Origin of the sequence: Selenomonas bovis DSM 23594, from assembly GCF_000381005.1 — a bacterium.
Classification (GTDB): domain Bacteria; phylum Bacillota; class Negativicutes; order Selenomonadales; family Selenomonadaceae; genus Selenomonas_C; species Selenomonas_C bovis.
Genome location: NZ_KB908386.1, coordinates 53630 through 79509, shown reverse-complemented (window position 1 = coordinate 79509; position 25880 = coordinate 53630). Strand labels below are relative to the sequence as shown.

Genomic DNA, 25880 nt, shown 5'->3' with positions numbered 1-25880 from the left:
GCTTGTAACTTTTGTGACAGATAGCGGCGCGGCGTTCGTGTATCATGAAAATCGCAGACGTCGTCAGATATTAGTTGAAAATATCTCTCAACTATGATACGATGACAGTGAAATGAGAAATGTTTTCAAACAAACGTCAGGAGGTCTTTGAGATGAGAAACGATTTGAGCATCATCGATGTCGTGGGGCGCGAGATCATCGACTCGCGCGGCAATCCGACCGTCGAGGCGGAGGTGACGCTGGCCTCTGGGGCTGTCGGCAGGGCGGCGGCGCCCTCCGGGGCCTCGACGGGTGAGTTCGAGGCGCTCGAGCTGCGCGACGGCGACAAGACGAAATACGGCGGCAAGGGCGTGAGCAAGGCCGTCGCCAACATCAACGAGAAAATCGCGCCCGCGCTCAAGGGCCTGAGCGCCGCCGACATCTACGCAGTGGACGGCGTGATGATCGCGCTCGACGGCACAAAGGAGAAATCGAATCTCGGCGCGAACGCCATCCTCGCCGTCTCGCTCGCGGCGGCCAAGGCGGCGGCAGCCGCGCAGGGCGTGCCGCTCTACCGCTTCCTCGGCGGACTCGCGGGCCATCATCTGCCCGTGCCGATGATGAATATCCTCAACGGCGGCGCGCACGCGACGAACTCCGTCGACACGCAGGAGTTCATGATCATGCCGGTCGGCGCGCCGACGTTCCGCGAGGGGCTGCGGCAGGCGACGGAGGTCTTCCACGCGCTGCAGGCCCTGCTGAAATCCGAGGGCGAGACGACGGCCGTCGGCGACGAGGGCGGCTTCGCGCCGAGCCTCGCGAGCGACGAGGACACCATCGAGCACATCCTCAAGGCCATCGAGAACGCCGGCTACGTGCCGGGCAAGGACTTCGTGCTCGCGATGGATGCCGCCTCCTCCGAGTGGAAGAGCGAAAAGGGCAAGGGCTACTACAAGCAGCCGAAATCCGGCCGTGAGTTCACGTCGGACGAGCTCATCGCGCATTGGCAGAGCCTCGTCGAGAAATATCCGATCTACTCCATCGAGGACGGCCTCGACGAAGAGGACTGGGAGGGCTGGCAGCGCCTCACCAAGGCGCTCGGCGACAAGGTGCAGCTCGTCGGCGACGACCTCTTCGTCACGAACACGCAGCGCCTCGCGAAGGGCATCTCGCTCGGCTGCGGCAACAGCATCCTCATCAAGCTCAATCAGATCGGCTCGCTCTCCGAGACGCTCGACGCCATCCAGATGGCGCACAAGGCGGGCTACACGGCCATCGTCTCGCACCGCTCGGGCGAGACAGAGGACACGACCATCGCCGACCTCGCCGTCGCGCTCAACGCCGACCAGATCAAGACCGGCGCCCCCTCGCGCTCGGAGCGCGTCGCGAAGTACAATCAGCTGCTGCGCATCGAGGAGACGCTCGGCGCGAGCGCCGTCTACCCGGGCAAGCAGGCCTTCGGCTTCCGCGACGCCGCGAAGCGCAGCTGAGAGGCTGAGCCGTTGAACGGCAGGCGCGGCCGGACATGGGCCATCAACCTTCCCCGCGACAGACAGCGGAAAGCGCGTCTGTGCCGCGGCAAGCAGGGGCTGCCCTGAACTGCGAAACAAGAAAGAACGAGGCTGCCGCACCCTGACACCAGGGCGCGGCAGCCTCGTTTTCTGCGTCATCGCGGCGGCCGCAGAAGAGGGGGGTGCGCTTCCTTATATCATATCGCGAAGTTTTTACAGTATAAATGAAAAAATCTCTATTTTTGATAGAAACCCATGTTGTACTGTAAAAAGATGATGCGGTATGATAAAACGTGAGTTATCTTTGAAAAAACTGCTATCCCTGAAGGATCAGCCAACATCATCAAGGTCTTGACGGGGATGTGCCGCGCGGGGGAGTCGGCGCTGCTGGAGCTGACAAAAGATATGTCCGTTATGAATACACAAAACGCTGTTGACAGAGGGTGCATCCCATGGTAATATAGACACACGTCAAAGCAACGGGGCTTGTGACACATTATTGTGTTACAGGCCCCGTTCTTTCGTAAGAAATATATGTATGATCATACGAGACCCCTTTATTATTCAAAGAAAGCGAAGTGTTCAGCATGAAATCTTGGAAGAAATTTCTGGGTGTATCCCTCATGGCTCTTTCTCTGGCGATTACGGCCGGGTGCGGTGAGAACAGCGCGATGAGCGGCGGCTCCTCCTCGGCCTCTGGTGATACGGTGAAGGTCGGACTGCTCCATTCGCTGAGCGGGACGATGGCCATCAGCGAGACCTCGGTGCGCGATGCCGAGAAGCTGGCCATCCAGGAGATCAATGATCAGGGCGGCGTTCTGGGAAAGAAGATCGAGATTGTCGAGGAGGACGGTGCGTCGGATCCGCAGATTTTCGCGGAGAAGGCGAAGAAGCTCTTGATGAACGACAAGGTGGCCACGATTTTCGGCTGCTGGACGAGCGCCTCCCGCAAGGCGGTCAAGCCGGTGGTCGAGGGCGCGAACGGCCTGCTCTGGTATCCGACGCAGTACGAGGGCATGGAGCAGTCGAAGAACATCATGTATATGGGCGCGGCGCCGAACCAGCAGATCGTGCCGGCTATCGAGTACCTGCTGAAGAACGGCAGGAAGAAGATGTTCCTCGTGGGCAGCGACTATGTGTTCCCGCAGACGGCGAACCGTATCATCAAGGCACAGCTCAAAGCCGCGGGCGGCGAGGTGGTCGGTGAGGAGTACACGCCGATGGGCTATACGGACTACGCGACGATCATCAGCAAGATCAAGGCGGCAAATCCGGACGTCATCGTGAATACGCTCAATGGTGACTCGAATGTGGCGTTCTTCAAGCAGCTGAAGGATGCTGGCGTGACGGCGGAGACCTGCCCGGTCATGTCCTTCTCGATCGCCGAGGAGGAGATCAAGGGCATCGGCGCGCAGAACATCGCGGGCGACCTGGTTTCCTGGGATTATTATCAGACGACCAAGACGCCTGCCAATGAGAAATTCGTGGCAGCCTATAAGAAGGCGTATGGCGATGACCGTGTGACGGATGACCCGATCGAGGCGGCTTATGATGCGGTATATCTCTGGAAGGCGGCCGTCGAAAAGGCAGGCAGCTTCGATGTCGACAAGGTCCGCGCAGCAGCTGGAGGCACGAGCTTCGACGCCCCGGAGGGTACGGTCAAGATCGACGGCGATAACCAGCACCTTTACAAATATGTTCGCATCGGCAAGGTGAACGCGAACGGTCTCATCGATGAGATCTCGGCCACAGATCCGATCAAGCCGGATCCGTTCCTCAAGAGCTATCCTTGGGCGGAAGGCCTGAGTGCGGGATCGAACTGACCGCAGATCCTGCAGGATGGAAATGCCAGCGCCGATGGGCAGGTTGCCCGGCTGCTGGCATTTTCTTCATGATTCTGATTCCTTTCTGGAGGTTCTCATGGATATACTTACCATACTTTTCAATGGATTGAGCCTTTCCTCGATCCTTCTGCTCGCGGCACTGGGCCTGGCCATCACGTTCGGCCTGATGGGCATCATCAACATGGCCCATGGCGAGTTCATCATGGTGGGCGCCTATACCACCTATGTTGTGCAGGGCATCCTGATGCCGGCTCTGGGCGACGGGTATTTTTTCTGTTCTATCCTCCTGTCCTTCCTGGCGGCGGCGGCTTTCGGCATGCTGCTGGAGGTGACGGTCATCCGGAGGCTTTACGGGCGGCCGACGGACAGCCTGCTCGCGACCTGGGGCGTGAGCCTGGTGCTGCAGCAGCTCGCGCGCAGCATCTTCGGCGCGCCGAATGTGAATGTCGTAGCGCCTTCCTTCCTGGGCGGCAGCCTGACGCTGCTTGGCGTCTCGATGTCATACAAGCGCCTCTTCATCATCGGGCTCGTGCTCCTCTGCCTGCTCGCGGTCTGGGCGTTCCTCTATCACACGAATTTCGGCCGCAAGACGCGCGCCTGCATCCAGAACCGCGATATGGCCCAGTGCCTCGGCATCCGCTCGAAGCGCATCGATTGTCTGACTTTTGCGCTGGGCAGCGGCCTGGCGGGCATCGCCGGCTGTGCGCTGACGCTGCTCGGCTCGATCGGGCCGACGCTCGGACAGAATTATATCGTCGATACGTTCATGGTGGTCGTGCTCGGCGGCGTCGGCAAGCTCATCGGCAGCATTTCCGGCGCGCTCATTATCGGGATTGCGAGCACGGTGTTCGAGGTGGGCAGCACGGCTTCGATTGCGAAGGCAGCCGTGCTGTTCCTCGTCATCCTGTTCCTTCAGAAGAAGCCGCAGGGGCTTTTCGCGCTGCGGAGCCGGTCGCTGGACTGAGAAAGGAGGATGCAGACCTTGGATATCAAGTATTGGTTGCAGGATAAGAAGAATCTGGTTTTCCTGGCCCTGGTGGCGGTATTGCTCGCTATGCCTTTCGTGCTCTCGCTGTTCCGCCTGACGCTCTTGGGGAAATTCATCTGCTATGCGATCGTCGCGCTCGGCATCGATCTGATCTGGGGATATACGGGCATCCTGAGCCTCGGCCATGGGGTGTTTTTCGGCCTGGGCGCTTATGCGATGGCGATGTATCTGAAGCTGGAGGCGTGCGGCAGCGCGCTCCCGGAGTTCATGGTCACGGGCGGACTCACGTCTCTGCCCGCTTTCTGGAAGCCCTTCGCTTCCTTTCCGCTGGCGATGCTGGCAGTTGCGGGGCTGCCGCTCCTGCTGGCATTGATCGTCGGCTTTGCCACGTTCAAGAACAGGATCAAGGGCGTGTATTTTTCCATCTTGTCGCAGGCTCTGGCCTGGGCATTCGTCACGATTTTCATCGGCATGCAGGCCTATACGGGCGGCAGCAACGGCATCACCGGCTTTACGACGCTCCTCGGCATCCAGCTGCAGAATCCGATGAACCTCGTCTCGTTCTATTATTTCGCGGTGGCCATGCTGGTGCTCGTCTATATCTTCTGCACCTGGCTGATGAGCCGGGGCATCGGCAAGATCCTGATCGCAATCCGGGACGGCGAGAACCGCACGTATTTCACCGGCTATGATTCGAGCAAGTACAAGACGTTCATCTACTGCATCTCGGCGGTCATCACCGGCGTGGCCGGGGCCATCTATGTGCTTTTTGCGGGGATGATTTCTCCGAAGGAGCTCGATATCGCGTTCTCCGTAGAGATGGTGATCTGGGTGGCTGTCGGTGGCCGCGGGACGCTCATCGGTGCGGTGATCGGCGCGCTGCTGGTCAATGCGATGAAGACGGGGATCAGCGAGACTATGCCGGATATGTGGCTGTACTTCATCGGGATGCTGTTCGTGCTGGTCGTCCTCTTCATGCCGAAGGGGCTGACAGGCGTCTTTGTGAAGCTGTATGAGCGGGGGAAGGAGAGATTCCCTGCTGTGCGTCTGCCGTTCGGCCGCAGGCGCTCCGCGTCGATGAGAGGGAAGGGAGCGATTTCATGAGCCAGCAGAAGGCATCGGAGGCTCTTTTGAGCCTGAAGCATATTTCGGTAGAGTTTGACGGCTTCAAGGCGGTCAATGATGTGACGACGTCGATTGCGCCGCATGAGATTCATTTCTTCATCGGTCCGAACGGCGCAGGGAAGACCACGCTCCTCGATGTGATCTGCGGCAAGACGAAGCCGGCGGGGGGCGAGGCTTATTATGCCGGCGTGGGAAACATCCTGAAGCTGAAGGAGTTCGAGATCGTGAAGAAGGGCATCTGCCGCAAGTTCCAGGTGCCGTCCACTTTCATAAATCTCAGCGTCTACGATAATATGCGCATCGCGATCAACCGCGACAAGAGCGTGTTCGGCTCGCTCATGATGCGCAAGCGGTATCTGGACACGAAGAAGATTTATGAGGTGCTGCATCTGGTCGGCCTGGACAAGAAGAGCAAGGAGCGCGCCAAGGCGCTGTCGCATGGCGAGAAGCAGTGGCTGGAGATTGCCATGCTGCTCGTGGAGGAGCCGAAGCTCCTTCTGCTGGATGAGCCGGTGGCCGGCATGGGACAGCCTGAGACGGAGAAAACGGCGCGGATCTTGGAGGAGATCAAGGATCGTTGCTCGGTGGCCGTCGTGGAGCATGATATGAATTTCGTCAAGAGCATCGCCGATGAGGTGACGGTCATGCATGAGGGTGCCATTCTCACGGAAGGCTCGGCGGAGGATGTCATGAAGAATGAGAAGGTGCAGGAAGTGTATCTGGGCCGGGGGGAGAAAAAGCATGCTTAAAATCAAAGGGCTGAGATCTTATTATGGGGAGAGCGAGATCCTGCACGGCATCGATCTCGCTGTGCCGGATGGCAAGATCGTCGCGCTGGTCGGTCGCAATGGCGTGGGGAAGACAACGACGCTCAAGAGCGTGATGGGGCTGGTGAAGGCTCCAGAGGGCGATGTCTTTCTCGATGGCGTATCACTGCGGCGGATGCCGCCCTATGAGCGGGCGCGCCAGGGCATCGGCTATGTCCCGCAGGGGCGCGATATCTTCCCGCAGATGACAGTGGCGGAGAATCTCCGCCTCGGGCTCGAGGTCTGCGGGGGCAGGAAGCAGGATGCGGAGGAGCTTTACGATCTCTTCCCCATCGTGAAGAAGTTCCTGGCACGCAAGGGCGGCGACCTTTCCGGCGGGCAGCAGCAGCAGCTCGCCATCGCCCGGGCGCTGATTGCCCGGCCAAAGCTGCTCCTGCTCGATGAGCCGACCGAGGGCATCCAGCCGTCGGTCATCCAGGAGATCGGCGATGCCATCCGCACCATCAATCAGAAGACGGGGATCTCGATCCTGCTCGTGGAGCAATATCTGGACTTCGCGCTGGAGCTGGCCGATGACTGCTATGTGATGGACAAGGGCAGGGTGGTCTTCCACGGAGCGACCGGGTCTTCCGGCAAGGAGGAGATTCAGCAGTATATGCTGGCATCCTGATTTTCAGGGCCGTGATGCCGTGGCATCACGGTTTTTGGTGAAGGAAGAGGAGGAATGTTCGGATGCGTCTGGCACCAAAGGATATGGAGAAGCTCATGCTGCACTATGCGGGCAAGCTGGCGGAGGAGCGGAAGGCAAGGGGTCTTTTGCTCAATTATCCGGAGGCGGTGGCTTATATCAGCATGCAGCTCATGGAGATGGCACGGGACGGCCTCCCGGTCACGGAGCTGATGAAGCGGGGGAGGAAGATCCTCACCCGCGGCGAGGTGATGGAGGGGGTGCCGGAGATGGTCGGATCCGTCCAGATCGAAGCGACGTTCCCCGATGGCACGAAGCTGGTCACAGTGCATGAGCCGATTCAGTGAGGAAAGGGAGAGAACGATGATTCCAGGAGAAGTCATGGTCAGAGAGGGCAAGATCACGCTGAATGCGGGCCGCCTTACGAAAGAGCTCGCCGTCACGAATCTGGGCGACCGGCCGGTGCAGGTCGGTGCGCATTATCATTTCTTCGAGGTGAATCGTTGCCTGAAGTTCGAGCGGTCGGAAGCGTTCGGCATGCGGCTCGATATTCCTTCGGGCACCTCTGTGCGCTTCGAGCCGGGCGAGCAGAAGACGGTGATGCTGGTCGAGATGAAGGGCAGGAAGCGGTGCTTCGGCTGCAACGGTCTCACGATGGGGCCGGCCGGGGAGAAGGAGCGCGCGGCGGCAGTCCGCCGTGCCAGGGAGCAGGGATTCTTGATGGAGGAGGAAGCGCGATGAGCATGGACATCAGCCGGGAGAAATATGCGGCGATGTACGGTCCGACCACGGGAGACAAGGTACGTCTGGCAGATACCAGCCTCGTCCTCGAGGTGGAGAAGGACTATACCGTCTATGGGGATGAGATCAAGTTCGGCGGCGGCAAGACGCTGCGCGACGGCATGGGACAGGCCTCCGGCCTCACGAGTGAGGGCGGCGCGCTGGATCTCGTGCTCACGAACGCGCTGGTCGTGGATCCGGTGCAGGGCATTGTCAAGGCGGATATCGGCATCAAGGATGGCCGGATCGCCGGCATCGGCAAGGCGGGCAACCCCGATATCATGGAGGGCGTGACGCCGGGGCTCACGGTAGGGGCTTCAACGGAGGCTTTGGCGGCCGAGGGTCTCATCGTGACGGCGGGCGGTCTTGATACGCATATCCATTTCATCAGTCCGCAGCAGATCGAGACGGCTCTTTACAGCGGCATCACGACGATGATCGGCGGCGGCACGGGGCCGGCGGACGGCACGAATGCCACGACCTGTACGCCGGGGCCGTGGAACCTGCGCGAGATGCTCCGTGCGGCGGATGCCTATCCGATGAACCTCGGCTTCCTCGGCAAGGGGAACTGCTCGAGCCTTGCACCGCTGGCTGAGCAGGTGGAGGCTGGCGCCATGGGGCTGAAGATCCATGAGGACTGGGGTGCCACACCTGCCGTCATCGATGCCTGCCTGCGTATCTCCGACCAGTATGATGTGCAGACCGCGATCCATACGGATACGCTCAACGAGGCCGGCTGCGTGGAGGATACGCTCGCGGCGATCGGCGGGCGCACGATCCACACTTATCATACAGAGGGAGCGGGCGGCGGACACGCGCCCGACATCATCCGCGCGGCAGGCTATGAGAATATCCTGCCCTCCTCGACCAATCCGACCATGCCGTTTACTAAGAACACGCTGGACGAGCATCTCGATATGCTCATGGTCTGTCACCATCTCGATCCGCGGATTCCCGAGGACGTCGCCTTTGCGGACTCGCGCATCCGTCCGGAGACGATCGCGGCGGAGGATGTGCTCCACGATATGGGCATCTTCTCTATGATGAGCTCGGACTCGCAGGCGATGGGCCGCGTAGGCGAGGTCATCACGCGCACCTGGCAGACGGCGAGCAAGATGAAGGGAGAGCGCGGCCGCCTGCCGGAGGAGAGCGGAGATAACGATAACTTCCGCATCCTGCGCTACCTTGCCAAATATACGATCAATCCGGCCATCACGCATGGCGTCTCCGCGGAGGTCGGATCCATCGAGTCGGGGAAACTCGCGGATCTCGTGCTCTGGCATCCGGCCTTTTTCGGCGTGCGTCCCGATATGATCATCAAGGGAGGTTTCATCATCGCCTCGAAGATGGGCGATCCGAACGCCTCCATCCCAACGCCGCAGCCGGTCTTCTACCGGCCGATGTTCGGCGCGGCCGCAGGGGCGCGCTATGACACCTGCGTGACCTTCGTCTCGCAGGCGGCCTATGCGGCAGGCATCAAAGAGAAGCTCGGTCTGCAGAAAACGGTACGGCCTGTGTCGCATTGCCGGGACATCATGAAGAAGGATATGCGCTTCAACGACCAGGCACCCAGGATCACAGTGGATCCGGAAACCTACGAGGTGAGGGTGAATGGCAGGAAGATCACGAGCCAGCCGGCGGCGAAGCTCCCGCTCACGCAGCTCTATAACCTCTTTTGAAAGGATGTCTGCTCACGATGGTGATCACGAACATTTGTGGAAATCTCTCCGATCCCGCTTTCCGGGGGAAACGCGTCGATGCGCTCTGGCTCGATGATGTCGAGGCGCAGAAGCGCATCCTGCGGAAGAACACCGAGGGCGGCCGGGATATCGCGCTGCGTCTGGAGGCCGGCGCCCAGCTGCGGGACGGCGATGTGCTGGCGGAAGATGCCGGCACCGTGGTGGCCGTGCGGCTGCTGCCCGTCCCTGCGCTCCTGGTCAGGACAGCGGCGGCCGCAGAAATCGCGCGCCTTTGCTACGAGATCGGGAACCGCCATGCGCCGCTCTATGCGCCGGATGGGACCTTCTCCTGCTTTGCTGTGCGGTATGATGCCTCGCTGGAACAATTGATCCGGCAGCTCGGCCTTGCCTATGAGAAAAAGGATATGGTGCTCTCCCGGGTAGATCAGCTGAAGCTGCTCTCGCCGCACCATCACCACCATCAAAATGGGGATGCCTGAGCTATGGAGGAAGGAAAAAACGTACGGGAAGCGGAGCGGGATGAGGCCGCGCTTTTCTACCTGCTCGAGCTCAACGACGCGCTCTTTCCCATCGGTGCGTATGCCCATTCCTACGGGCTGGAAACGTATGTGCAGGAGGGAGCCGTGCATGACAGGGAGAGCGCGGAGAGGTGGCTGCGTGCCTATTTCGCAGGGAGCTTCCTTTATCAGGAGCTTCTCGCGGCGCGGCTGGCCTATGAGGCGATGCAGCAGGAAGACGCCGCAGGCGCGCTGCTTTCGCTGGAGGAGGAGTTGCGCGCTTCGCGGACAGCGAGAGAATCGCGGGAGGCCATGGAGAAGCTCGGCCGCCGTCTGGCCAAGAATGTCTGCCGCATCCCGCTTCCGGTGGGGAAGGAGTTCCTCGCGTACATCGAGGAGGGGAGCGCCTCCTGCACCCATCCGGTCTGCTACGGGGCGCTGGCGGCCTCCCTCGGTCTGCCGGAGCGGCGCGCGCTCGCGCATTATGTCTATGCGCAGCTTTCCGCGCTCGTCAATACTTGCGTGAAGCTCATCCCCCTGTCGCAGACGGATGGGGCGCGGCTGACGGCTTCGTTCCGGGAGGATTTCTCACAGCTTCTGGACAAGGCGTTCGCAGCCTCACGCGAGGATCTCGGACTGTCGTTCCCGGGCCTTGATATCCGGGGCATGCAGCACGAGGTGCTTTACTCGCGGCTCTATATGTCGTGAGATTCGGAAAGGAAAGAAGGAATAGGATGTCCTATGTGAAAATCGGTGTGGCCGGGCCGGTCGGCTCTGGCAAGACGGCCCTGATCGAGGCTCTGACGCGGGAGATGCTGGCGTCGTACCGCATCTGCGTGGTCACGAATGATATCTATACGAAGGAGGACGCGGAGTTCCTCGTGAAGCATTCCGCGATGCCGCGGGAGCGGATTCTCGGCGTGGAGACTGGCGGCTGTCCGCATACCGCCATCCGGGAGGATGCATCGATGAACCTCGAGGCTGTCGATGAGCTGGTTTCGCGCTTCCCAGATACGCAGATCGTCTTCGTCGAGAGCGGCGGGGACAATCTTTCCGCGACGTTCAGCCCCGAGCTTGCGGACGCGACGATCTTCGTCATCGATGTCTCCGAGGGCGACAAGATTCCGCGGAAGGGCGGCCCGGGCATTACACGCTCGGACCTCCTCGTCATCAATAAGAAAGATCTCGCGCCTTATGTGGGCGCGGATCTCGGCGTCATGGAGCGGGATTCGAAGAAGATGCGCGGTAGCCGGCCCTTCCTCTTTACGGATCTCAGGAAGAAAGAGGGCGTTGCCGAGATTATCGGCTGGATCCAGCATAATGTTCTTCTGGAGGACGCCTGAGAGCGGGGGGATGAGATGAGCGAAAAGGAGCAAGGAGCGGTGGCGCAGGAAGGGGAACGGAATTTTTTCGATCAGGTATCGACGCTTTCGCTCACCATCGCGCCCGGAAAGATCAGGGATCTTTCCTTCACCGCGCCGTTCAAGGTGCTGCGCCCGTTCCATGCGCAGGATTTCCTGCAGATCATGGTGGCGAAGGTATCTGCGGGCCTCATGGCGGGAGACAGGCAGGAGCTGGAGATCCGGCTGGAGGATGGCGCTTGCGCGGAGTTCCTTTCCCAGTCTTATGAGAAAATCCACCGCATAGAACGGGGGAAGGCGAAGCGGATCGGGACCATCACGGTGGGCAGAGGCGCGGTCCTTTATTATGCGCCGTTGCCGGTTCTTCCCTTTGAGGACTCGGCGTTCCAGAGCTCGTTTGCCATCGCGCTCGCGGATGAGAGCAGCCGACTCTTTTATTCGGATGTGCTGGCCTGTGGCCGCGCTGCGCGGCAGGAGCGCTTCGCGTACCGGCTGTATGAGTCGCGCGTACGGGTGCGACGCGCGGATCGTCTGATCTATGCAGATCATCTCCGTTTCGCGCCGCAGGCGCAGGATGTGTCGCTGGAGGGCTTCACCGGATATGAGGGCTGCACCCATCTGGGAACCTTCCTTTTCTTTGGGTTCCCTCTGGAGGAGGAAAAGCTCCGGGGCTTTGCGGCCGCGCATATCCCGGAACAAGTCCTGTGGGGCGTCACGCGCCTTGCCTCGGGGGATCTCTGCCTGAAGGCCTTGGCGCAGGGGAGTGAGCCGTTGGTCAGGCTTCAGCAGGCATGCAAGGAGTTTCTCGGCCGGAAGATTTCTCCGGACATATGAAGAAGGGACTGCTGCACTCGATGTGCCGCAGCCCCTTCTTCGTTGCTGCCCGGCCGTGCTGACGCCTGCGCCTCAGAGCGCGTGCAGCGTCGGCGTCATGCGGGAGAAGGTCGCGATGGCGGAGAAGCCGAGCTCATCTTTAAGGAACCACTGATTCATTCGACACCCTGCCTTTGCGTATATGAAGCTGCTTAGCAGGCTGGGAATTTCTCCACACAAACTGATGATGCCTCCGAAGAATCTGCCGGGCGCCTCAGACACGTATGACATCGTCAAGGACTACTCCGGCATCGTCGGCGTGGACGCGCTCGCTGACAGCAATTTCTAAAAACGACGAAATGATAACGATTACATCATAAAAACAGCCATATTGGCAGCAAGTTTTACGAAAGAAGCAGGAATATTGACCTATGGCGTAGAAATAAGGCGTGGGAAGGAAAGAGAACATGGGAGGTGAGGCGCTTTGGCAGACCATGAATCGATGGTCGAGGTGTTCCTGTATGAGACGAGGAACTTCCTCGAGCAGCTCGAGCAGTTGGCACTCGGGAGCGAGGACGCGGGTGCGTTTGCGCCCGAGGATGTGAACGAGATCTTCCGGGCTATGCATACGATCAAGGGCTCCGCGGCCATGATGATGTTCACGGACATCTCGACGCTGGCGCACTCCGTAGAGGATATTTTCTTTTACCTGCGGGAGCTCCATCCGCAGAAGGTCGATGTCTCGTCCATCACAGACCTCGTGCTCGAGGCCGTGGACTTCATGAAAGGCGAGATGGATCGGCTCGCCGATGGCGAGACGCCGGACGCGAGCAGCGCGGAGCTCCGGCAGAAAACCGAGGATTTCCTGCGCGCGATGAAAGTCGAGAACGGCGATGATCCCGATGTCGACCTGCGCAAGGCAAAGTCCGGCGCGCAGCCGAAGCCGCAGGCCGCGCCGCCGAAGGCGCAGCAGTACTACATCGCACCGGCGAAAGCAGAGCCATCGGGCGGCGGCGGGAAGCTGCATGTCTATGAGGCCGTCCTCCATTTCGAGCCGGATTGCGGCATGGTGGAGGTGCGCGCCTTTACGGTCGTCAACAACCTGAAGGAACATGTTGCAGAGCTCCATTTCCTGCCGGAAAAGATCCTCGAGGACGATCAGGCGCCGGAGGCGATCCTGCGCGACGGTTTCCGCCTTTGGTTCACGTCCGCAGCGTCGCCGGAGGACGTGAAGAAGATCCTCGACGGCACGAGCTATCTGACGGGACTCGATTTTCGCGAGCTCGCCAGCACGGCGGAGTGTGGCTATTGGCCGTCCGCCGCGGAGCAGGCCGCCGGCGCCGCGGTGGACACAGAGCCGATCGTCCCCGCCATCCACAAAGAGACGGCGGACGCGCCGCCGCCCCAGGAGAAGACGGAAAAGCAGCCTGCGCATCCCCATCACGAGGAGGCGCAGGTGATCAGCGTGCGCGTCGATAAGCTCGACCGGCTCATGGACCTCGTCGGCGAGCTCGTCATTGCGGAGTCGATGGTTACGCAGAATCCCGACCTCGCGGGACTCGAGCTCGACAATTTCCAGAAGGCGGCACGGCAGCTCCACAAGGTGGGGCGAGAGCTGCAGGACAGCGTGATGTCCCTGCGCATGGTACCTGTCGATCCGGTGTTCAAGCGCATGAACCGCATCGTGCGCGACATGACGAAGAAGCTCTGCAAGAAGGCGCGGCTCGTGCTCGTCGGCGCGGATACGGAGGTCGACAAGACGATCAGCGAGCATCTGGGCGACCCGCTCATGCACATCGTGCGCAACTCCATCGACCACGGCATCGAGCTGCCGGAGCGCCGCAAGGAGCTCGGCAAGCCCGAGAGCGGCACGGTGACGCTCTCCGCGGCGAATGAGGGCGGCGAGGTTGTCATCAAGATCACGGATGACGGCAGCGGCATGAATCGGGCGAAGATCCTTGAGAAAGCGCGACAGAAGGGACTGCTGACGAAGCCCGAGGCAGAGTACACGGACAAGGAGGTCTATAATTTCATCTTCGCGCCCGGCTTCTCGACGAATGACCAGGTCACTGAGTATTCGGGGCGCGGCGTCGGCATGGACGTCGTCGTCTCGAACATCAAGGCGCTCGGCGGAAAGGTCACCGTCGACAGCATGCCGGGGCAGGGCAGCACGACGACGATCCGGATCCCGCTGACGCTCGCCATCGTCGATGGCATGAACCTCGAGGTCGGCTCCTCATCGTTCACGCTGCCGATCTCGGCGATCCGTCGCTCGTTCCGCCCAGAGGCCAGTCAGGTCTTCATCGACGCGGAGGGGCGCGAGATGCTCATCGAGGACGGGCGCTGCTGCCCGATCGTCCGGCTCGGCCAGGTCTATGGCATCGAGGATGCCGAACCGGACCTCACGCAGGGGATCCTGCTGCTCGTCGAGAGCGAGGACCGGCTCTTCGCGCTCGCGGCGGATCGTCTCCTCGGCGTCCAGCAGATCGTGGTGAAGCCACTCTCTGCCTATCTCGGCAATGTGACGAAGACGACGGGCATCACAAGCTGTACGCTGCTCGGCGACGGCAGCATCAGCCTGATCATCGACCCGGCAAAGACGGCAGAACTCATCTATACGAGTTGAGCAAGAGGGAGGGAAAGCAGCATGAGTGAAGAGATCCTGGAGGAAGAAGATACACAGAAGGACAAGTATCTGACGTTCTTCCTTGGCGAGGAAACCTACGGCATCGATATCCGCGTGGTCATGGAGATCATCGGCATCCTGCCGATCACGAAAGTACCGGAGGTTCCGGATTATGTACAAGGCATCATCAACCTGCGCGGCAAGATCATCCCTGTGGTCGATATGCGCCTGCGCTTTCATCGGGAATTCCGCGACTATACCGACCGGACGTGCGTGATTGTCATCAAGGTGGCGGAGATGCTGATCGGGCTCATCATCGACGGCGTGTCCGAGGTGCTGACGATCCCCGCGGCGAAGGTCGTCCCGCCGCCGGATCTCCGCGCGTCGAAGAACCGCTACATCCGCGGCATCGGGAGGCTCCGCGAGGATGGGCAGGACGTCGTCCTGCTGCTCGATTGGGAGAAGCTCTTCAGCGAGGACGAGCAGGCGGCGATGGAAGAGGCGCAGGGCACAGCACCCGCAGCCGCAGAGTGACAAGGCATAGGATCTGTTTTTGGAAAATCTAGGAGATGTGAGCCATGGGAAAGTTCAGCAATATGAGAATCGGGACGAAGATCGTCAGCCTGACGGGCGTGCTCTGCGTGCTCCTGCTCGCGACGGTCATCGCGAGTTTCAGCCTGTCGGATCAGATCAACACGACGTATCAGAAGGTGTACAGGGAGGACGCGAAGACGGCCGTCGTCGCGATGCAGGCGGGCAAGGCGTTCTCAGAGGACCGCGGGGAGCTCACGCGCTACCTTTTCCGCCAGTCGCCCGAGGCGCGGCAGCAATCCCTCAGTGAGTTGCAGGCACATGACAGCGCCGTCGAGGCGCAGATCGCGCAGCTCCAGGCGCTGGCGGTGACGGGGGCAGATCAGCAGGCGATGGCGGAGCTCGAGCGGCAGATGCAGCAGTACAAGCAGGCGCGTGCCGCGCTCATCGCAGCGCAGACGGTCCCCGGCTCTCCCGTGGAGAATCTGCCGGAGATGAAGCCGGTCCACGATCTCGGCGGGACCATCGGCGCGTCGCTCAATGACTTCGCGACGCGGGCAGATGAGAAGGCGCAGCAAGAGATGCAGGCAGAAGGCGCCTATGCGGAGCGCATCGTGCTGGCCGCGGGCGTCATTGCCGTCGTCGCGCTCATTGTCTCCCTCCTGATCGGCGTCGCGCTGGCGCGCAGCATCTCGCGCCGCATGGAACAGCTCGGAGAGGACGCGCGCGCCATCGCGGGCGGGGATCTCACGCATGCCGTCGCGCTGGAGGCGCAGGATGAGATCGGCATGGTCGCCGCGAATTTCGAGAAGATGCGCGGCGAGCTCGACCGCTCGATGCAGGCCATCCGCATGGCGTCTGGGCAGGTCGCGGCTGGGGCGAAAAACGTCTCGGATGCGAGCGTCTCGCTGTCACAGGGCGCGGCCGAGCAGGCGTCCTCCGTCGAGGAGCTCTCGTCGTCCATCGCCGAAATCGCCTCGCAGACCAAGAGCAACGCGGAGAACGCGGACCACGCGAACGAGCTCACGGGCAAGGCGCGCGTGCAGGCGCAGAACGGGGACAAGGAGATGAAGGAGATGCTGCGCGCGATGGAGGCCATCAACGTCTCGTCAGCGAATATCTCGAAGATCATCAAGGTCATCGATGAGATCGCGTTCCAGACGAACATCCTCGCGCTGAATGCGGCGGTCGAGGCGGCGCGGGCAGGATCGCACGGCAAGGGCTTCGCGGTCGTTGCCGAGGAAGTCCGGAATCTCGCGGCGCGCTCGGCGAAAGCCGCGAAGGAGACGACGGACATGATCGAGGACTCGATCGCGAAGGTCAACGAGGGTCGGACGATCGCGTCGAAGACAGCGGAGGAGCTCGAGGCCATCATGACGCACGTCGAGGACGTCGCCAGCCTCGTCGAGGGAATCGCGAAGGCATCGAACGAGCAGCAGCTCGCACTCGAGCAGATCAACCAGGGCGTGCTGCAGGTCTCGCAGGTCGTCCAGAGCAACTCGGCGACCTCCGAGCAGGCGGCCTCCGCGAGCGAAGAGCTCTCGGCACAGGCGGCAAGTCTCAAAGATACGGCAGGGAAATTCCGCCTGACGGGACTCCCTGAGCGCTGGGCAGAACCGGCCGCCCGTCCGGAGACCAATCCGGTCGGAGCACCTGCACCGAAGGAGGCGGCGGGCGAGCACCGTCCGCCGCAGGAACCGTACCTCCCGGGAGGCTTCGGCAAATACTGAGATGTGAGGAGGCGGGCAGGATGGACCAGGCATGTTTCGCCGCGTACGCGCAGATCGTACAGCAGGCGTTTGGCATACAGCTGCCGCCCGAGAAGAGAGTGCTCCTGGAATCCCGTCTGTTCAAACTGTTCCAGCATGAGGACGAGAGGCTCCCGGCGTCCTGCCGCACGGCGACAGGCTTCCTCACGTGGCTCCGGCAGGACACGACGGGGCGCGCGCGGAAACTCCTCTCCGAGGCGATCACGACGCATCATACGTATTTCCTGCGCGAAGAGGATCATTTCTGGTATTTCCGCGACGTCGTCCTGCCGTGGATCGCGCAGGCAGCGGCGCGCACGCAGGACGTACGGACGTGGTGCGCAGCTTGCTCGACGGGAGAGGAGGCATATACGCTCGCGATGCTCCTGACGGAGTATTTCTCCCTGCGCGGCGCGGGCTGGGAGACCTCCCTGCTCGCGACGGACCTCTCCGAGGAGGTCATCGCGCAGGCGGCGCGCGGCATCTATGCGGCGGACGCGGTCGCCGCGCTCCCGGAGCATTGGCAGTGCGCCTATTTCCATTCGCGGCGCGACGGGCAGCGGCAGGCCGTGGAGGCGCTGCGGCAGAGCATCGTCTTTCGCCCGTTCAACCTCTTGACGCACGTGTTCCCATTCCGAAAGCCCTTTCATGTGATCTTCTGCCGGAACGTCATGATCTACTTTGACCGGGAGACGCGCACAGAGCTCGTACGCAAATTTTACGACTGGCTCGTGCCGGGCGGCTATCTCTTCGTCGGGCATGCGGAGACCGTCGACTGCGAGATGGCGCCCTTCCTCTACGTGCAGCCCTCCGTCTACCGGAAGCCCGTGGACGCGGCGCACACCGCCGTGCCGGCCGCAGGGCATGCCAGCCTTGCCGCGGCGCGCGCGGGAGTGCAGGGCTCCCCGAGGACGCCGATGTCCTCGGGCGGCGCCCTGCCGCGGTATACGGTAGGCCCGCGAAAAGGAGCGAGCGGACAGACCGTGCGAAACGGGAGGACGCATTCCATCCGCTTGATCGTCATGGGAGCGTCGACGGGCGGGACGGAGGCGCTCGCGGCGGTGCTCACGCAGCTCGTCCCGCCGCTGCCGCCCATCGTCATCGTGCAGCACATCCCGCCGGGATTCTCCGAGCTCTTCGCGCGGAGGCTCGACCGGGACTGCCGCCTGACGGCGCATACGGCGCGGGAAGGGGAGTACCTCGCGCCGAACCATATCTACATCGCGCCAGGAGACCGGCATGTGCGCGTGCGGCGCCTCGGGGATCGCATCTGCCTCTCGGTGCAGGAGGGGCCTCTCGTCAACGGGCACTGCCCGTCCGTCGACGTGCTCTTCCAGTCTGTGGCGGACCAGTGCCTCGCCACGGACAGCCTCGGCGTCCTGCTGACGGGGATGGGGGACGACGGTGCCCGGGGCCTCCTCGCGATGCGGCAGGGCGGTGCGCGCACGCTCGGACAGGACGAGGCGACGAGCGTTGTCTACGGGATGCCGCGCGCCGCCTGGGAGGCCGGTGCCGTCGAGCGGCAGCTGCCGCTCCCCGCGGTCGCCGCGGCGATCGCCGCGCTCTGCGCCCGGGGCCCGGGCGCAGAGCGCTAGGGATGGCATCAGAGGAGCAAGAAGGGAGATAATCAGATGCGAAACGAAGAGAGGCGGGAGCTCGATGATCCGGTCGCGCAGGGGCTCCTGCAAAATATCGGCGACGGGATTCTGCTGACGGACCGCGAGGAGGAGATCCAGTTCATGAATCCCGCGGCGGAGAAGATCCTCGGCGTCACGGGCAAGGCGGAGAGCGCACGGTTCTCCGCGGTCTGCCCGCTCGTCAACGTGGAGACCGGCGAGGCGTACCCCAGTCCCATCCCGCGCGTCATCCGCACGGGGCGGGCCGCGGGGCTCGCGCGGAACATCGGCATCTTCCGCGGCGGGGAGAAAGTCTACCTCTCCGCAACGTGTTCGCCCGTCGGCGACATGGACGGCGGCGTGTCCGGCTGCTCCATCATCCTGCGCGACATCTCGAAGCTCCGCCAGCTCGAGATGCGCGCGGAAAAGGACCGTGCGGACGCGGAAGACGCGCGCCAGAGAGCCGTGGAAGCCTCGCGTGTCAAAGACCGCTTCCTCGTGAACATGGGGCACGAGCTTCGCACGCCGCTCAACGGGATCAACGGGATGCTGACGCTGCTTTTTCAGACAGAGCTCACGGAGTGCCAGAGGGAATACCTGCAGGAAGTGCAGACAAGTGCCGGAGAACTCCTGCACCGCATCAACGCCATCCTCAAATTCTCCAAGCCGGAGAACGGCGGCATGGAGCTCGATCGCCACGGCATCTTCATCAATCCGAAGCTGCGGGGCGACCCGATCCTCGAGACCTGGAACGCGCAGATCCCCGTGCAGGAGGACGATGTCCAGGACCTGATGGCGTATTGCGAGAAGAAACTATCCGGCAGCGATCGGACCAAGAGGGAGGAGCGGAAATGAAGATATTGATTGCGGAGGATGACCGCCTATCGCGGGCATTCCTGAAGAAAGCGATGGAGAAATACGGTGCCTGTGACGTCGCGGTGGACGGCATGGAGGCGCTCGACCTCTACCTCGAGTCCATCAAGCGCCAGGAACCCTACGATTTACTCTGCCTCGATATCATGATGCCGAAAGTCGACGGGCTCAAGACGCTGAAGGTGATCCGCGGCCTGGAGAAGCAGTACGCGACCCCGCCGGAAGACCATCTGAAGATCATCATGATGACGGCGATCTCAGACGTCGACTATGTCAAGGAAGCCTTCAAGCTCGGCTGCGACGCCTACGCCTCGAAGCCAATCGACGTGCAGAAAGTCGAGGAAGTCATGAAGCATATCGGCCTCTTGCAAGCAGTCGAGGCGGTGGCGGAAGAGGAGTGACGCCGCCGGGAACATCTCCTTCGCGCGGACATCACGGACGTCCACACACTCGTCAGCAAGAACTATAGAGCCCGCAGGCAGGGAACAGCGAAAGCCGCTCCCTGCCTGCGGGCTTTTTTCCTGCGCACCGATAGAAAAGGCACTCCATCAAAATTTTTGATAGAAACCCATGTGATATTGTAAAAAGCTGATGCGATATGATAGCGTCATGGCCGGGCGCGCCGGTCGGTCTTGCGCTCGAGCCGCTCGGTCATGGTGGTCATGAGCGCGAGGAGCGCGAGCAGGTAGAGCGGCAGCAGCGTGACGGCGATGTGGTTCGCGAGCACGCCGAAGAGCGGCGGCATGAGCATCGTTCCGATGTAGGCGGCGGCCATCTCGACGCCGATGACGGCCTGCGACAGCTCTTTGCCGAAATGGCTCGGCGTGGCGTGGATGACGCAAGGGTAGATGGGCGCGCAGCCGAGACCTGCGAGCACCAGCCCCGCGAGGGCGCAGGCGCTCGCGGGCAGGAAGAGCAGCGAGGTGCCGATCAGCAGGAGCAGCTGCCCCAGGCGGATCATGCGCGTATCGCTCAGCCGTATGGTGAGGAAGCCGCTCACCGCACGCCCGGCGGTCACGCCGAGGAAAAACAGCGCGGCGAGCCCGGCGGCGCGCTCCTCTGTCATCCCGTGCCCGAGATGCAGAAAACTGCTGGCCCAGAGTCCGCAGGTCTGTTCCAGCGCACAGTAGCAGAAAAAAGCGATCATGATCTCCCGCGCGCCCGGGATGCCGAGGACGGCGGCAAGGGAGAGCGGCTTGCGCTGTTCCCGCGCGGGAGCAGCCGCTGGCGCGGTCTCCCTGGCGCCTGGGCGCGACTTCCAGAGCGGCAGGCTGAGCAGGAGCAGGAGCGTGAGCAGCACCTGCAGACCGGCGATGGTGGCATAGCCGGCGCTCCAGCCTGCGCCGCGCGCGAGGGCGATCCCCATGATATACGGTCCCGTGGTCGCGCCGACGCCCCACATGCAGTGGAGCCAGCTCATGTGGCGGCTCTTGTAGTGGAGCGCTACATAGTTGTTGAGCGCGGCGTCGACGCTCCCTGCGCCGAGCCCGTAGGGGATGGCCCAGAGGCAGAGCTGCCAGAAGCTGCCTGAGAGCGAGAAACCGAGCAGCGCGGCCGCCGTCATGCCCACACTGATGGTCGTGACGCGCCCCGTGCCGAGGCGGAGCGTGAGCCGGTCGCTTTGCAGGCTGGAGACGACCGTTCCGAGCGCGATGATCATCGAGAGGATGCCCGCGTAGGAGAGCGGCACCCCGAGCGAGGGCTGCATGGCCGGCCAGGCGGCGCCGAGCAGCGAGTCCGGCAGGCCGAGGCTGATGAAGGCGAGGTAGATCACGGCGAGCAGTAAAGATGTCATATTGTCCTCCTTTGTCATCTGTGCTATCATCATACCGTCAGGAAGAGGAGATTTCCAGAAGATTTCCGGCTATTTTCTGGTAGAAAACCGTCAGATTGGCCCGCCGGCAAACGCTCGCTGACGCGGCCGGCGGCCGCGGGAGCATCCCTCGTGAAAAGGCACCGCTTCGCGGGCTCCTTTTCTTGAGGAATCATCGCTCTCGCTTGGCAAGCGGCGAACAGGGAACGTCGCATCGAATATCTCAGCGATTTCCTTGGAAAGGAGATAGATATGGCCATCCAGATTTGTGACGTACATACCGACCAGAGGCTGAAGGAGCAGACGCAGCACGGCGATCTGCTCTTTCCCGTGGCCTGCTACGAGGACGACATGGCGGTCGACAACGTGCCGATGCACTGGCACGAGGAGCTCGAGTACATCCTCGCGACGGCGGGGACGGTCACCGTGCAGGTCGGCACGGAAAAACGCACGCTCGAGAAGGGCGCGGGCGTCCTGATCAACACGGGCGTGCTGCATGCCGTGCAGCATGTGCCGGGCGGCGCGAGCGTCCTCCGCTCGCTCGTCATCCACCCCGAGGTCATCGGCGGCTCGCCGCATTCCTGTTACTGGCAGGAGCTCGTCGTGCCGTTCTGCGGCCGGGAGGATCTGCCCTTCCTGCTGCTCGGCGGCAGCCGCCCCTGGCATGGGGCGGTCGCCGCCCTGATGATGCGCGCCTGGGACGCCATCGTGCAGGAGGCGGACGGCTACGCGATCGAGGCGCGCTACGCGCTCTCGCGGGCCATGCACCTCATCTGCGGCAACCTCGCCGCCTGCCCGGCCGCGCCGCTCGATGAGACGCTCATGGAGCGCATGAAGCTGCTCCTCGACTATCTGGCCGCGCATTACGATGAGGACATCTCCAACCAGACGCTGATGCGCCTCGCCGCCTGCAGCGAGAGCGTCCTCCTGCGGAGCTTCCGCAAGACCGTCGGCACCTCGCCGATGCGCTATCTCACGGACTACCGCCTCGAGCGGGCCGCGGCGCAGCTCCTCGCGACGGACGCGAAAGTGAGCGAGATCGCCGCGCGCGTGGGTTTCCATGACATCAGCTATTTCACGAAATGCTTCCGCCGCGCGACGGGGCAGACGCCGCGGCAGTTCCGCGCGGCGACGCGGCAGAGCGGGGGGAGGTGAGCGCATGGAACGTTCCTGGCTGCATCTGGCGCTGTTCCTCGCGCTGGCGGTCCTCCTGCAGGGGCTGCGCCTCTTCCTGCCGATGATCCCGGGGCCGGTGCAGATGTTTTTCATCGGCAGCCTGCTCAACGCGGTGATGGCCGCGGCCGTCTGGGAGACGCGCACGCGCTGGGCGCTCGTGATCGGCGCGGCGCTGCCCGTCGGCGCGTTTTTGCAGGGGCAGCTGCCCCTGCTGCCGCTCGTGCCCGTCGTGGCGCTCGGCAACATGGCGTTCCAGCTCGCTGTCTCCTGCCTGCCGGGGCGCGCCGTCTTCGCGGCGCCCGTCCTCAAGGCGGCGCTGCTCTATGCGGGGACGCGCCTCGTCCTCCATCTGCTCGCCGTGCCCGCGCCGCTCGCCGCGGTGCTCGGTTTCATGATGAGCTGGCCGCAGATCGTGACGGGCGTGCTCGGCCTCTTACTCGCGCGCCTGCTCGCGCGCCGCTTCGGCTGGCAGACGGGGCGCTGAGGCGCGGGCGCTTCTCCGCTGGCGTTGCTGCGAAAAAAGGAGGAAATTCTTTTCCGCGGCGGTCTTAAGTCCCAATATATTTCCTTCGATATAATGGATGAAGGAAATATGTGGGAAGGAGGAGCTATGAGTACGATTGATGAGATCCGTGAGCAGAGCAAGACGGTCTGGGCCGTGAGCGCCGCACCGAGGACGGGCGGCCGGGCGGCGGAGGACTCGTTCTCCGCGCTGCTCAAGAACATGCGCGCGGGCAAGCCCGCGGGCAGCGGCGAGGAGAAGGACACGCAGACGACGACAGTCACGCAGGTGCTTTCCGACGGCTCGGTGCTCGTCACGGTCTACGAGGGGAACCGCATCGTCTCGGAGACGAAGACGCGCAGCGCGAACCCGGAGCAGACGCCCGCGGTGCTGAGCACGCGCACGGAGACGAGCGGCATGGCGCAGATGGCGCAGGCGGCCAGCACGCTGGGAGAGAGCGCGCTGCTCAATCTCCTGCAGCGGCCCTGAGACATCGCGCCGCAAAGATCCCGCCACCCTGGGCACGGAGGGGAGTCCGTTGCCTGGGGCGGCGGGATTTTTGCGACGCGCATCTCGCATGTCGTCTACGATTGCGCGGAGCTCGATGTCGCCGCGGAAAGTGCAGACCGGGTCGGTGGACTGATGGGCGCGGCAGCGGCGCACTGACTTTTCCCGGCGAGGCAGGAAAATGCCCCGCCTTTCGCGAATACTCCCATAAATGAGAAACCCGGAACTTGTGGCCGTGTTTTACTAGGTTGGGGGATACGAAAGGCGGGGCATATTTTATGTTTCATTCCATCAAGAGCAAATTCCTCGCGCTCTGCCTGAGCTCTCTCTGCGTGCTCGGCCTTGCCGTCGGCGCGGTGAGTCTCACGGCGCTCACGCGGGCGACGAGCCGCGAGGAGGTCGACAATATGAACCGCACGGCGGAGCTCTATCGCAGCGAGCTCGATCTGAAGCTCGTGCAGACGGAGGATGTCGTCTCGTTCGCGGCGACGGGCCTCGTGAGCGGTGCCAGCGCGGGGACGGGGGCGCTCTGGGACGGGGCGCGCCGCGCGCGGTTCACGGCGGGTCTGGATCGTATCCTGCGGGATACGCTGCTCTCCCTGCCGGAGGCGCGCGCCTACTATACCTACTACGCGGAGAACCTGACGGGCGGCGCGGCGGACGGCGTCTGGTATGTGCGCGAGGATGAGCATTCGCCGTTCCACCAGCGGCAGTGGTACAAGGCGTCCGAGTTCCTGCCGGAAAGCAGCCAGGATCTGACGCTCTATGCCAAGTCCGCAGAGACGGGGCACGGCCACTGGGTCGAGCCCTATTACTCCATCGCGCAGGGGAAGATGCTCATCTCCTATGTGGTGCCTGTCTATCGCGACGGCACGTTCCTCGGCCTCGTCGGCGTGGATCTCGATTTCGGGGAGATCCTGCGCTTGCTCGAGCGGCGGCCGGTCTATGAGACGGGCTACGCGTTCCTCGCGGACGCGACGGGTAAGACGCACTACCATATCGACGCGCCGCAGGGCGTGTCAGAGGATCATCTCGGCGCGAAGCTCATCGACAAGGATGTGAGCCACGGCGCGACATCCGCCACGGACGCGCTCGGACGCTATCAGGTGGGCGGCACGGCGTATGATATCGCAACCTGCAGCCTGCGCAACGGACTGGAGCTGCTCGTGATGGCACCGACGCATGAGGTGCAGGCGGAGGCGCGCGCGGCGACGCTCCAGCTTGTCGCGATCCTCATTTTCTGCCTGCTGCTCTTCGCCGCCATCACGCTCGTGCTCACGCAGCGCCTCACGCGCCATCTCCAGGCCCTGAGCAGCGCGGCGCGTGAGATTGCACACGGCAACCTCGATGTGCAGATCCATGTGGAGAGCGACGACGAGGTCGGCAAGCTCGCAGGCGTGCTCCAGCATACGGTCAGTTCGCTCAAGGAGACGCTCGCGCGCCTGCACCGCCTCACGTTCAACGACGGTCTCACGGGCATCCTCAACCGGCTCGGCATCGACCGGGCGCTCGAGGATTGGCACGCGCAGGCCCAGGGGACGCCGGCCGTGCTCATCAGTCTCGATCTCGATGATTTCAAGTTCATCAACGACCTGCTCGGCCACGCGGCGGGGGATGAGGCGCTGCGGGCGCTCGCGCGGCGGCTGCGCGATTTCTTCGGCAGGACGGCGCTCGTCGCGCGCAACGGCGGCGACGAGTTCACCGTGCTGCTCCCCGCGACGACGGCGGCGCAGGCCGAGCGGCTCCTCTCAGAGCTCACGCAGGCGCCGCAGCACTATCTCTACGGCGGCGTCGAGCGCTCGTTCACGCTCTCCATCGGCTATGTGAGCTACCCGGACCAGGCGGAGAGCCTGCACGATCTCATGCGCTACGCCGACGCGGCGCTCTACGCGACGAAGCTCAAGGGGAAGAACGGCTTCAGCCGCTATGCGGCGGAGCAGGAGCAGGTCGACCGCGCGAAGCTCTCGTTCAGCCTGCGCGACATCAGCCAGAACCTGCCCGGGGCCATCATCGTCTGCAGCGCGGCGGACGGCAAGGTTCTCTATGCCAACGACGAGGCGTTCCGCCTCCTGGACTGCACGGATCTCGATGATTTCGCGGCGTATACGCAGAAGGATGTCGTGCGCATCCTCTATCCCGGGGACCGCACGGAGACCATCGCGTCCGTGCGCTCGCAGACGGCAAAGGGGGAGGCGCGGCAGGCCTACGTCCGCTGCCGTGTGCGCACGAAGGAGGGCGAGGTCAGATACGTCTTCGTCTTCGCCCGCAAGCGGGCGAGCGCCTACTACGGCGAGGTCTACTACGTCGTCATGGTAGAGGAAAAGGAGCCGGCCTGAGCGCGGGCGGCGCAAAGAGAAAACCGCGGCTGGCAGCCTGTCTGGGGCTGTCAGCCGCGGTTTTTGCCTTTGTGTGCCGGGGAAGGAGGGTGCCCGGGG

General features: G+C 62.8%; 24 protein-coding genes. 23 read left to right on the top strand and 1 reads right to left on the bottom strand.

Annotated elements, in window-relative coordinates:
- Positions 1 to 152: 152 nt before the first annotated feature.
- The 19 genes from eno (at position 153) to F599_RS0105565 (ending at position 19848) form a co-directional block, all read left to right on the top strand.
- The gene (gene eno / locus F599_RS0105665) at positions 153 to 1469 is read left to right on the top strand and encodes a phosphopyruvate hydratase (RefSeq protein WP_019542557.1); all 1317 of its coding nucleotides are present in this window, start codon (positions 153 to 155) and stop codon (positions 1467 to 1469) included.
- A gap of 644 nt (positions 1470 to 2113) precedes the next feature.
- Positions 2114 to 3313, top strand: coding sequence for an urea ABC transporter substrate-binding protein (gene urtA, locus F599_RS0105660; RefSeq protein ID WP_240950582.1), 1200 nt, complete (start codon positions 2114 to 2116; stop codon positions 3311 to 3313).
- A 97-nt stretch (positions 3314 to 3410) separates the two neighbouring features.
- Positions 3411 to 4298 carry an urea ABC transporter permease subunit UrtB gene (gene urtB / locus F599_RS0105655; protein ID WP_019542555.1) on the top strand — a complete coding sequence of 296 codons (888 nt, stop codon included), beginning with the start codon at positions 3411 to 3413 and terminating at the stop codon, positions 4296 to 4298.
- A gap of 18 nt (positions 4299 to 4316) precedes the next feature.
- On the top strand, positions 4317 to 5426 hold the full coding sequence (urtC, locus tag F599_RS0105650; protein WP_019542554.1) for an urea ABC transporter permease subunit UrtC: 1110 nt from the start codon (positions 4317 to 4319) through the stop codon (positions 5424 to 5426).
- The gene (gene urtD, locus F599_RS0105645; protein WP_019542553.1) at positions 5423 to 6196 is read left to right on the top strand and encodes an urea ABC transporter ATP-binding protein UrtD; all 774 of its coding nucleotides are present in this window, start codon (positions 5423 to 5425) and stop codon (positions 6194 to 6196) included. Before urtC ends, urtD begins: the two co-directional genes overlap by 4 nt.
- Complete coding sequence (gene urtE, locus F599_RS0105640) at positions 6189 to 6884, top strand: urea ABC transporter ATP-binding subunit UrtE (protein ID WP_019542552.1); 696 nt, start codon at positions 6189 to 6191, stop codon at positions 6882 to 6884. The genes urtD and urtE overlap by 8 nt, the downstream gene beginning before the upstream one ends.
- Positions 6885 to 6946: 62 nt before the next feature.
- On the top strand, positions 6947 to 7249 hold the full coding sequence (gene ureA / locus F599_RS0105635) for an urease subunit gamma (protein ID WP_019542551.1): 303 nt from the start codon (positions 6947 to 6949) through the stop codon (positions 7247 to 7249).
- 16 nt (positions 7250 to 7265) lie between these two features.
- Positions 7266 to 7643: an urease subunit beta gene (ureB, locus tag F599_RS0105630; protein ID WP_026327846.1), complete on the top strand. Its 378-nt coding sequence runs from the start codon at positions 7266 to 7268 to the stop codon at positions 7641 to 7643.
- Complete coding sequence (gene ureB, locus F599_RS0105625) at positions 7640 to 9361, top strand: urease subunit beta (protein WP_019542549.1); 1722 nt, start codon at positions 7640 to 7642, stop codon at positions 9359 to 9361. Before ureB (F599_RS0105630) ends, ureB (F599_RS0105625) begins: the two co-directional genes overlap by 4 nt.
- A gap of 17 nt (positions 9362 to 9378) precedes the next feature.
- On the top strand, positions 9379 to 9861 hold the full coding sequence (locus F599_RS0105620; protein ID WP_019542548.1) for an urease accessory protein UreE: 483 nt from the start codon (positions 9379 to 9381) through the stop codon (positions 9859 to 9861).
- A 3-nt stretch (positions 9862 to 9864) separates the two neighbouring features.
- Positions 9865 to 10587, top strand: coding sequence for an urease accessory protein UreF (locus F599_RS0105615; RefSeq protein WP_019542547.1), 723 nt, complete (start codon positions 9865 to 9867; stop codon positions 10585 to 10587).
- A 26-nt stretch (positions 10588 to 10613) separates the two neighbouring features.
- A complete protein-coding gene (ureG, locus tag F599_RS0105610) occupies positions 10614 to 11222 on the top strand; it encodes an urease accessory protein UreG (protein ID WP_019542546.1) in 609 nt (202 codons plus the stop codon).
- Between the two features lie 15 nt (positions 11223 to 11237).
- The gene (locus F599_RS0105605; RefSeq protein ID WP_019542545.1) at positions 11238 to 12074 is read left to right on the top strand and encodes an urease accessory protein UreD; all 837 of its coding nucleotides are present in this window, start codon (positions 11238 to 11240) and stop codon (positions 12072 to 12074) included.
- A 463-nt stretch (positions 12075 to 12537) separates the two neighbouring features.
- Positions 12538 to 14679, top strand: a complete 2142-nt coding sequence (locus tag F599_RS0105590; RefSeq protein ID WP_019542543.1) for a chemotaxis protein CheA — start codon at positions 12538 to 12540, stop codon at positions 14677 to 14679.
- A gap of 21 nt (positions 14680 to 14700) precedes the next feature.
- Positions 14701 to 15213, top strand: a complete 513-nt coding sequence (locus F599_RS0105585) for a chemotaxis protein CheW (RefSeq protein WP_019542542.1) — start codon at positions 14701 to 14703, stop codon at positions 15211 to 15213.
- 44 nt (positions 15214 to 15257) lie between these two features.
- Entirely contained in the window at positions 15258 to 16940 is a 1683-nt protein-coding gene (locus F599_RS13695) for a methyl-accepting chemotaxis protein (RefSeq protein WP_019542541.1), read from the top strand.
- A 20-nt stretch (positions 16941 to 16960) separates the two neighbouring features.
- Positions 16961 to 18553 carry a chemotaxis protein CheB gene (locus F599_RS15850; protein WP_019542540.1) on the top strand — a complete coding sequence of 531 codons (1593 nt, stop codon included), beginning with the start codon at positions 16961 to 16963 and terminating at the stop codon, positions 18551 to 18553.
- Between the two features lie 36 nt (positions 18554 to 18589).
- Positions 18590 to 19429, top strand: coding sequence for a histidine kinase dimerization/phospho-acceptor domain-containing protein (locus F599_RS0105570; RefSeq protein WP_019542539.1), 840 nt, complete (start codon positions 18590 to 18592; stop codon positions 19427 to 19429).
- Complete coding sequence (locus F599_RS0105565) at positions 19426 to 19848, top strand: response regulator (protein WP_019542538.1); 423 nt, start codon at positions 19426 to 19428, stop codon at positions 19846 to 19848. The genes F599_RS0105570 and F599_RS0105565 overlap by 4 nt, the downstream gene beginning before the upstream one ends.
- A 206-nt stretch (positions 19849 to 20054) precedes the next feature.
- On the opposite strand, the gene F599_RS0105560 is transcribed toward F599_RS0105565, so the two are convergent.
- Entirely contained in the window at positions 20055 to 21242 is a 1188-nt protein-coding gene (locus tag F599_RS0105560; protein ID WP_020700510.1) for an MFS transporter, read from the bottom strand.
- A 270-nt stretch (positions 21243 to 21512) separates the two neighbouring features.
- Here F599_RS0105560 and F599_RS0105555 point away from each other — a divergent pair, with 270 nt between their 5' ends.
- From F599_RS0105555 to F599_RS14765, 4 genes are all read left to right on the top strand, one after another.
- On the top strand, positions 21513 to 22415 hold the full coding sequence (locus F599_RS0105555) for an AraC family transcriptional regulator (protein ID WP_019542536.1): 903 nt from the start codon (positions 21513 to 21515) through the stop codon (positions 22413 to 22415).
- Between the two features lie 4 nt (positions 22416 to 22419).
- Positions 22420 to 22920: a hypothetical protein gene (locus tag F599_RS0105550; protein WP_019542535.1), complete on the top strand. Its 501-nt coding sequence runs from the start codon at positions 22420 to 22422 to the stop codon at positions 22918 to 22920.
- 126 nt (positions 22921 to 23046) lie between these two features.
- Positions 23047 to 23427, top strand: a complete 381-nt coding sequence (locus F599_RS13685; protein ID WP_019542534.1) for a hypothetical protein — start codon at positions 23047 to 23049, stop codon at positions 23425 to 23427.
- Positions 23428 to 23723: 296 nt separating this feature from the next.
- Positions 23724 to 25781, top strand: a complete 2058-nt coding sequence (locus tag F599_RS14765) for a diguanylate cyclase domain-containing protein (protein ID WP_019542533.1) — start codon at positions 23724 to 23726, stop codon at positions 25779 to 25781.
- Positions 25782 to 25880 lie beyond the last annotated feature (99 nt).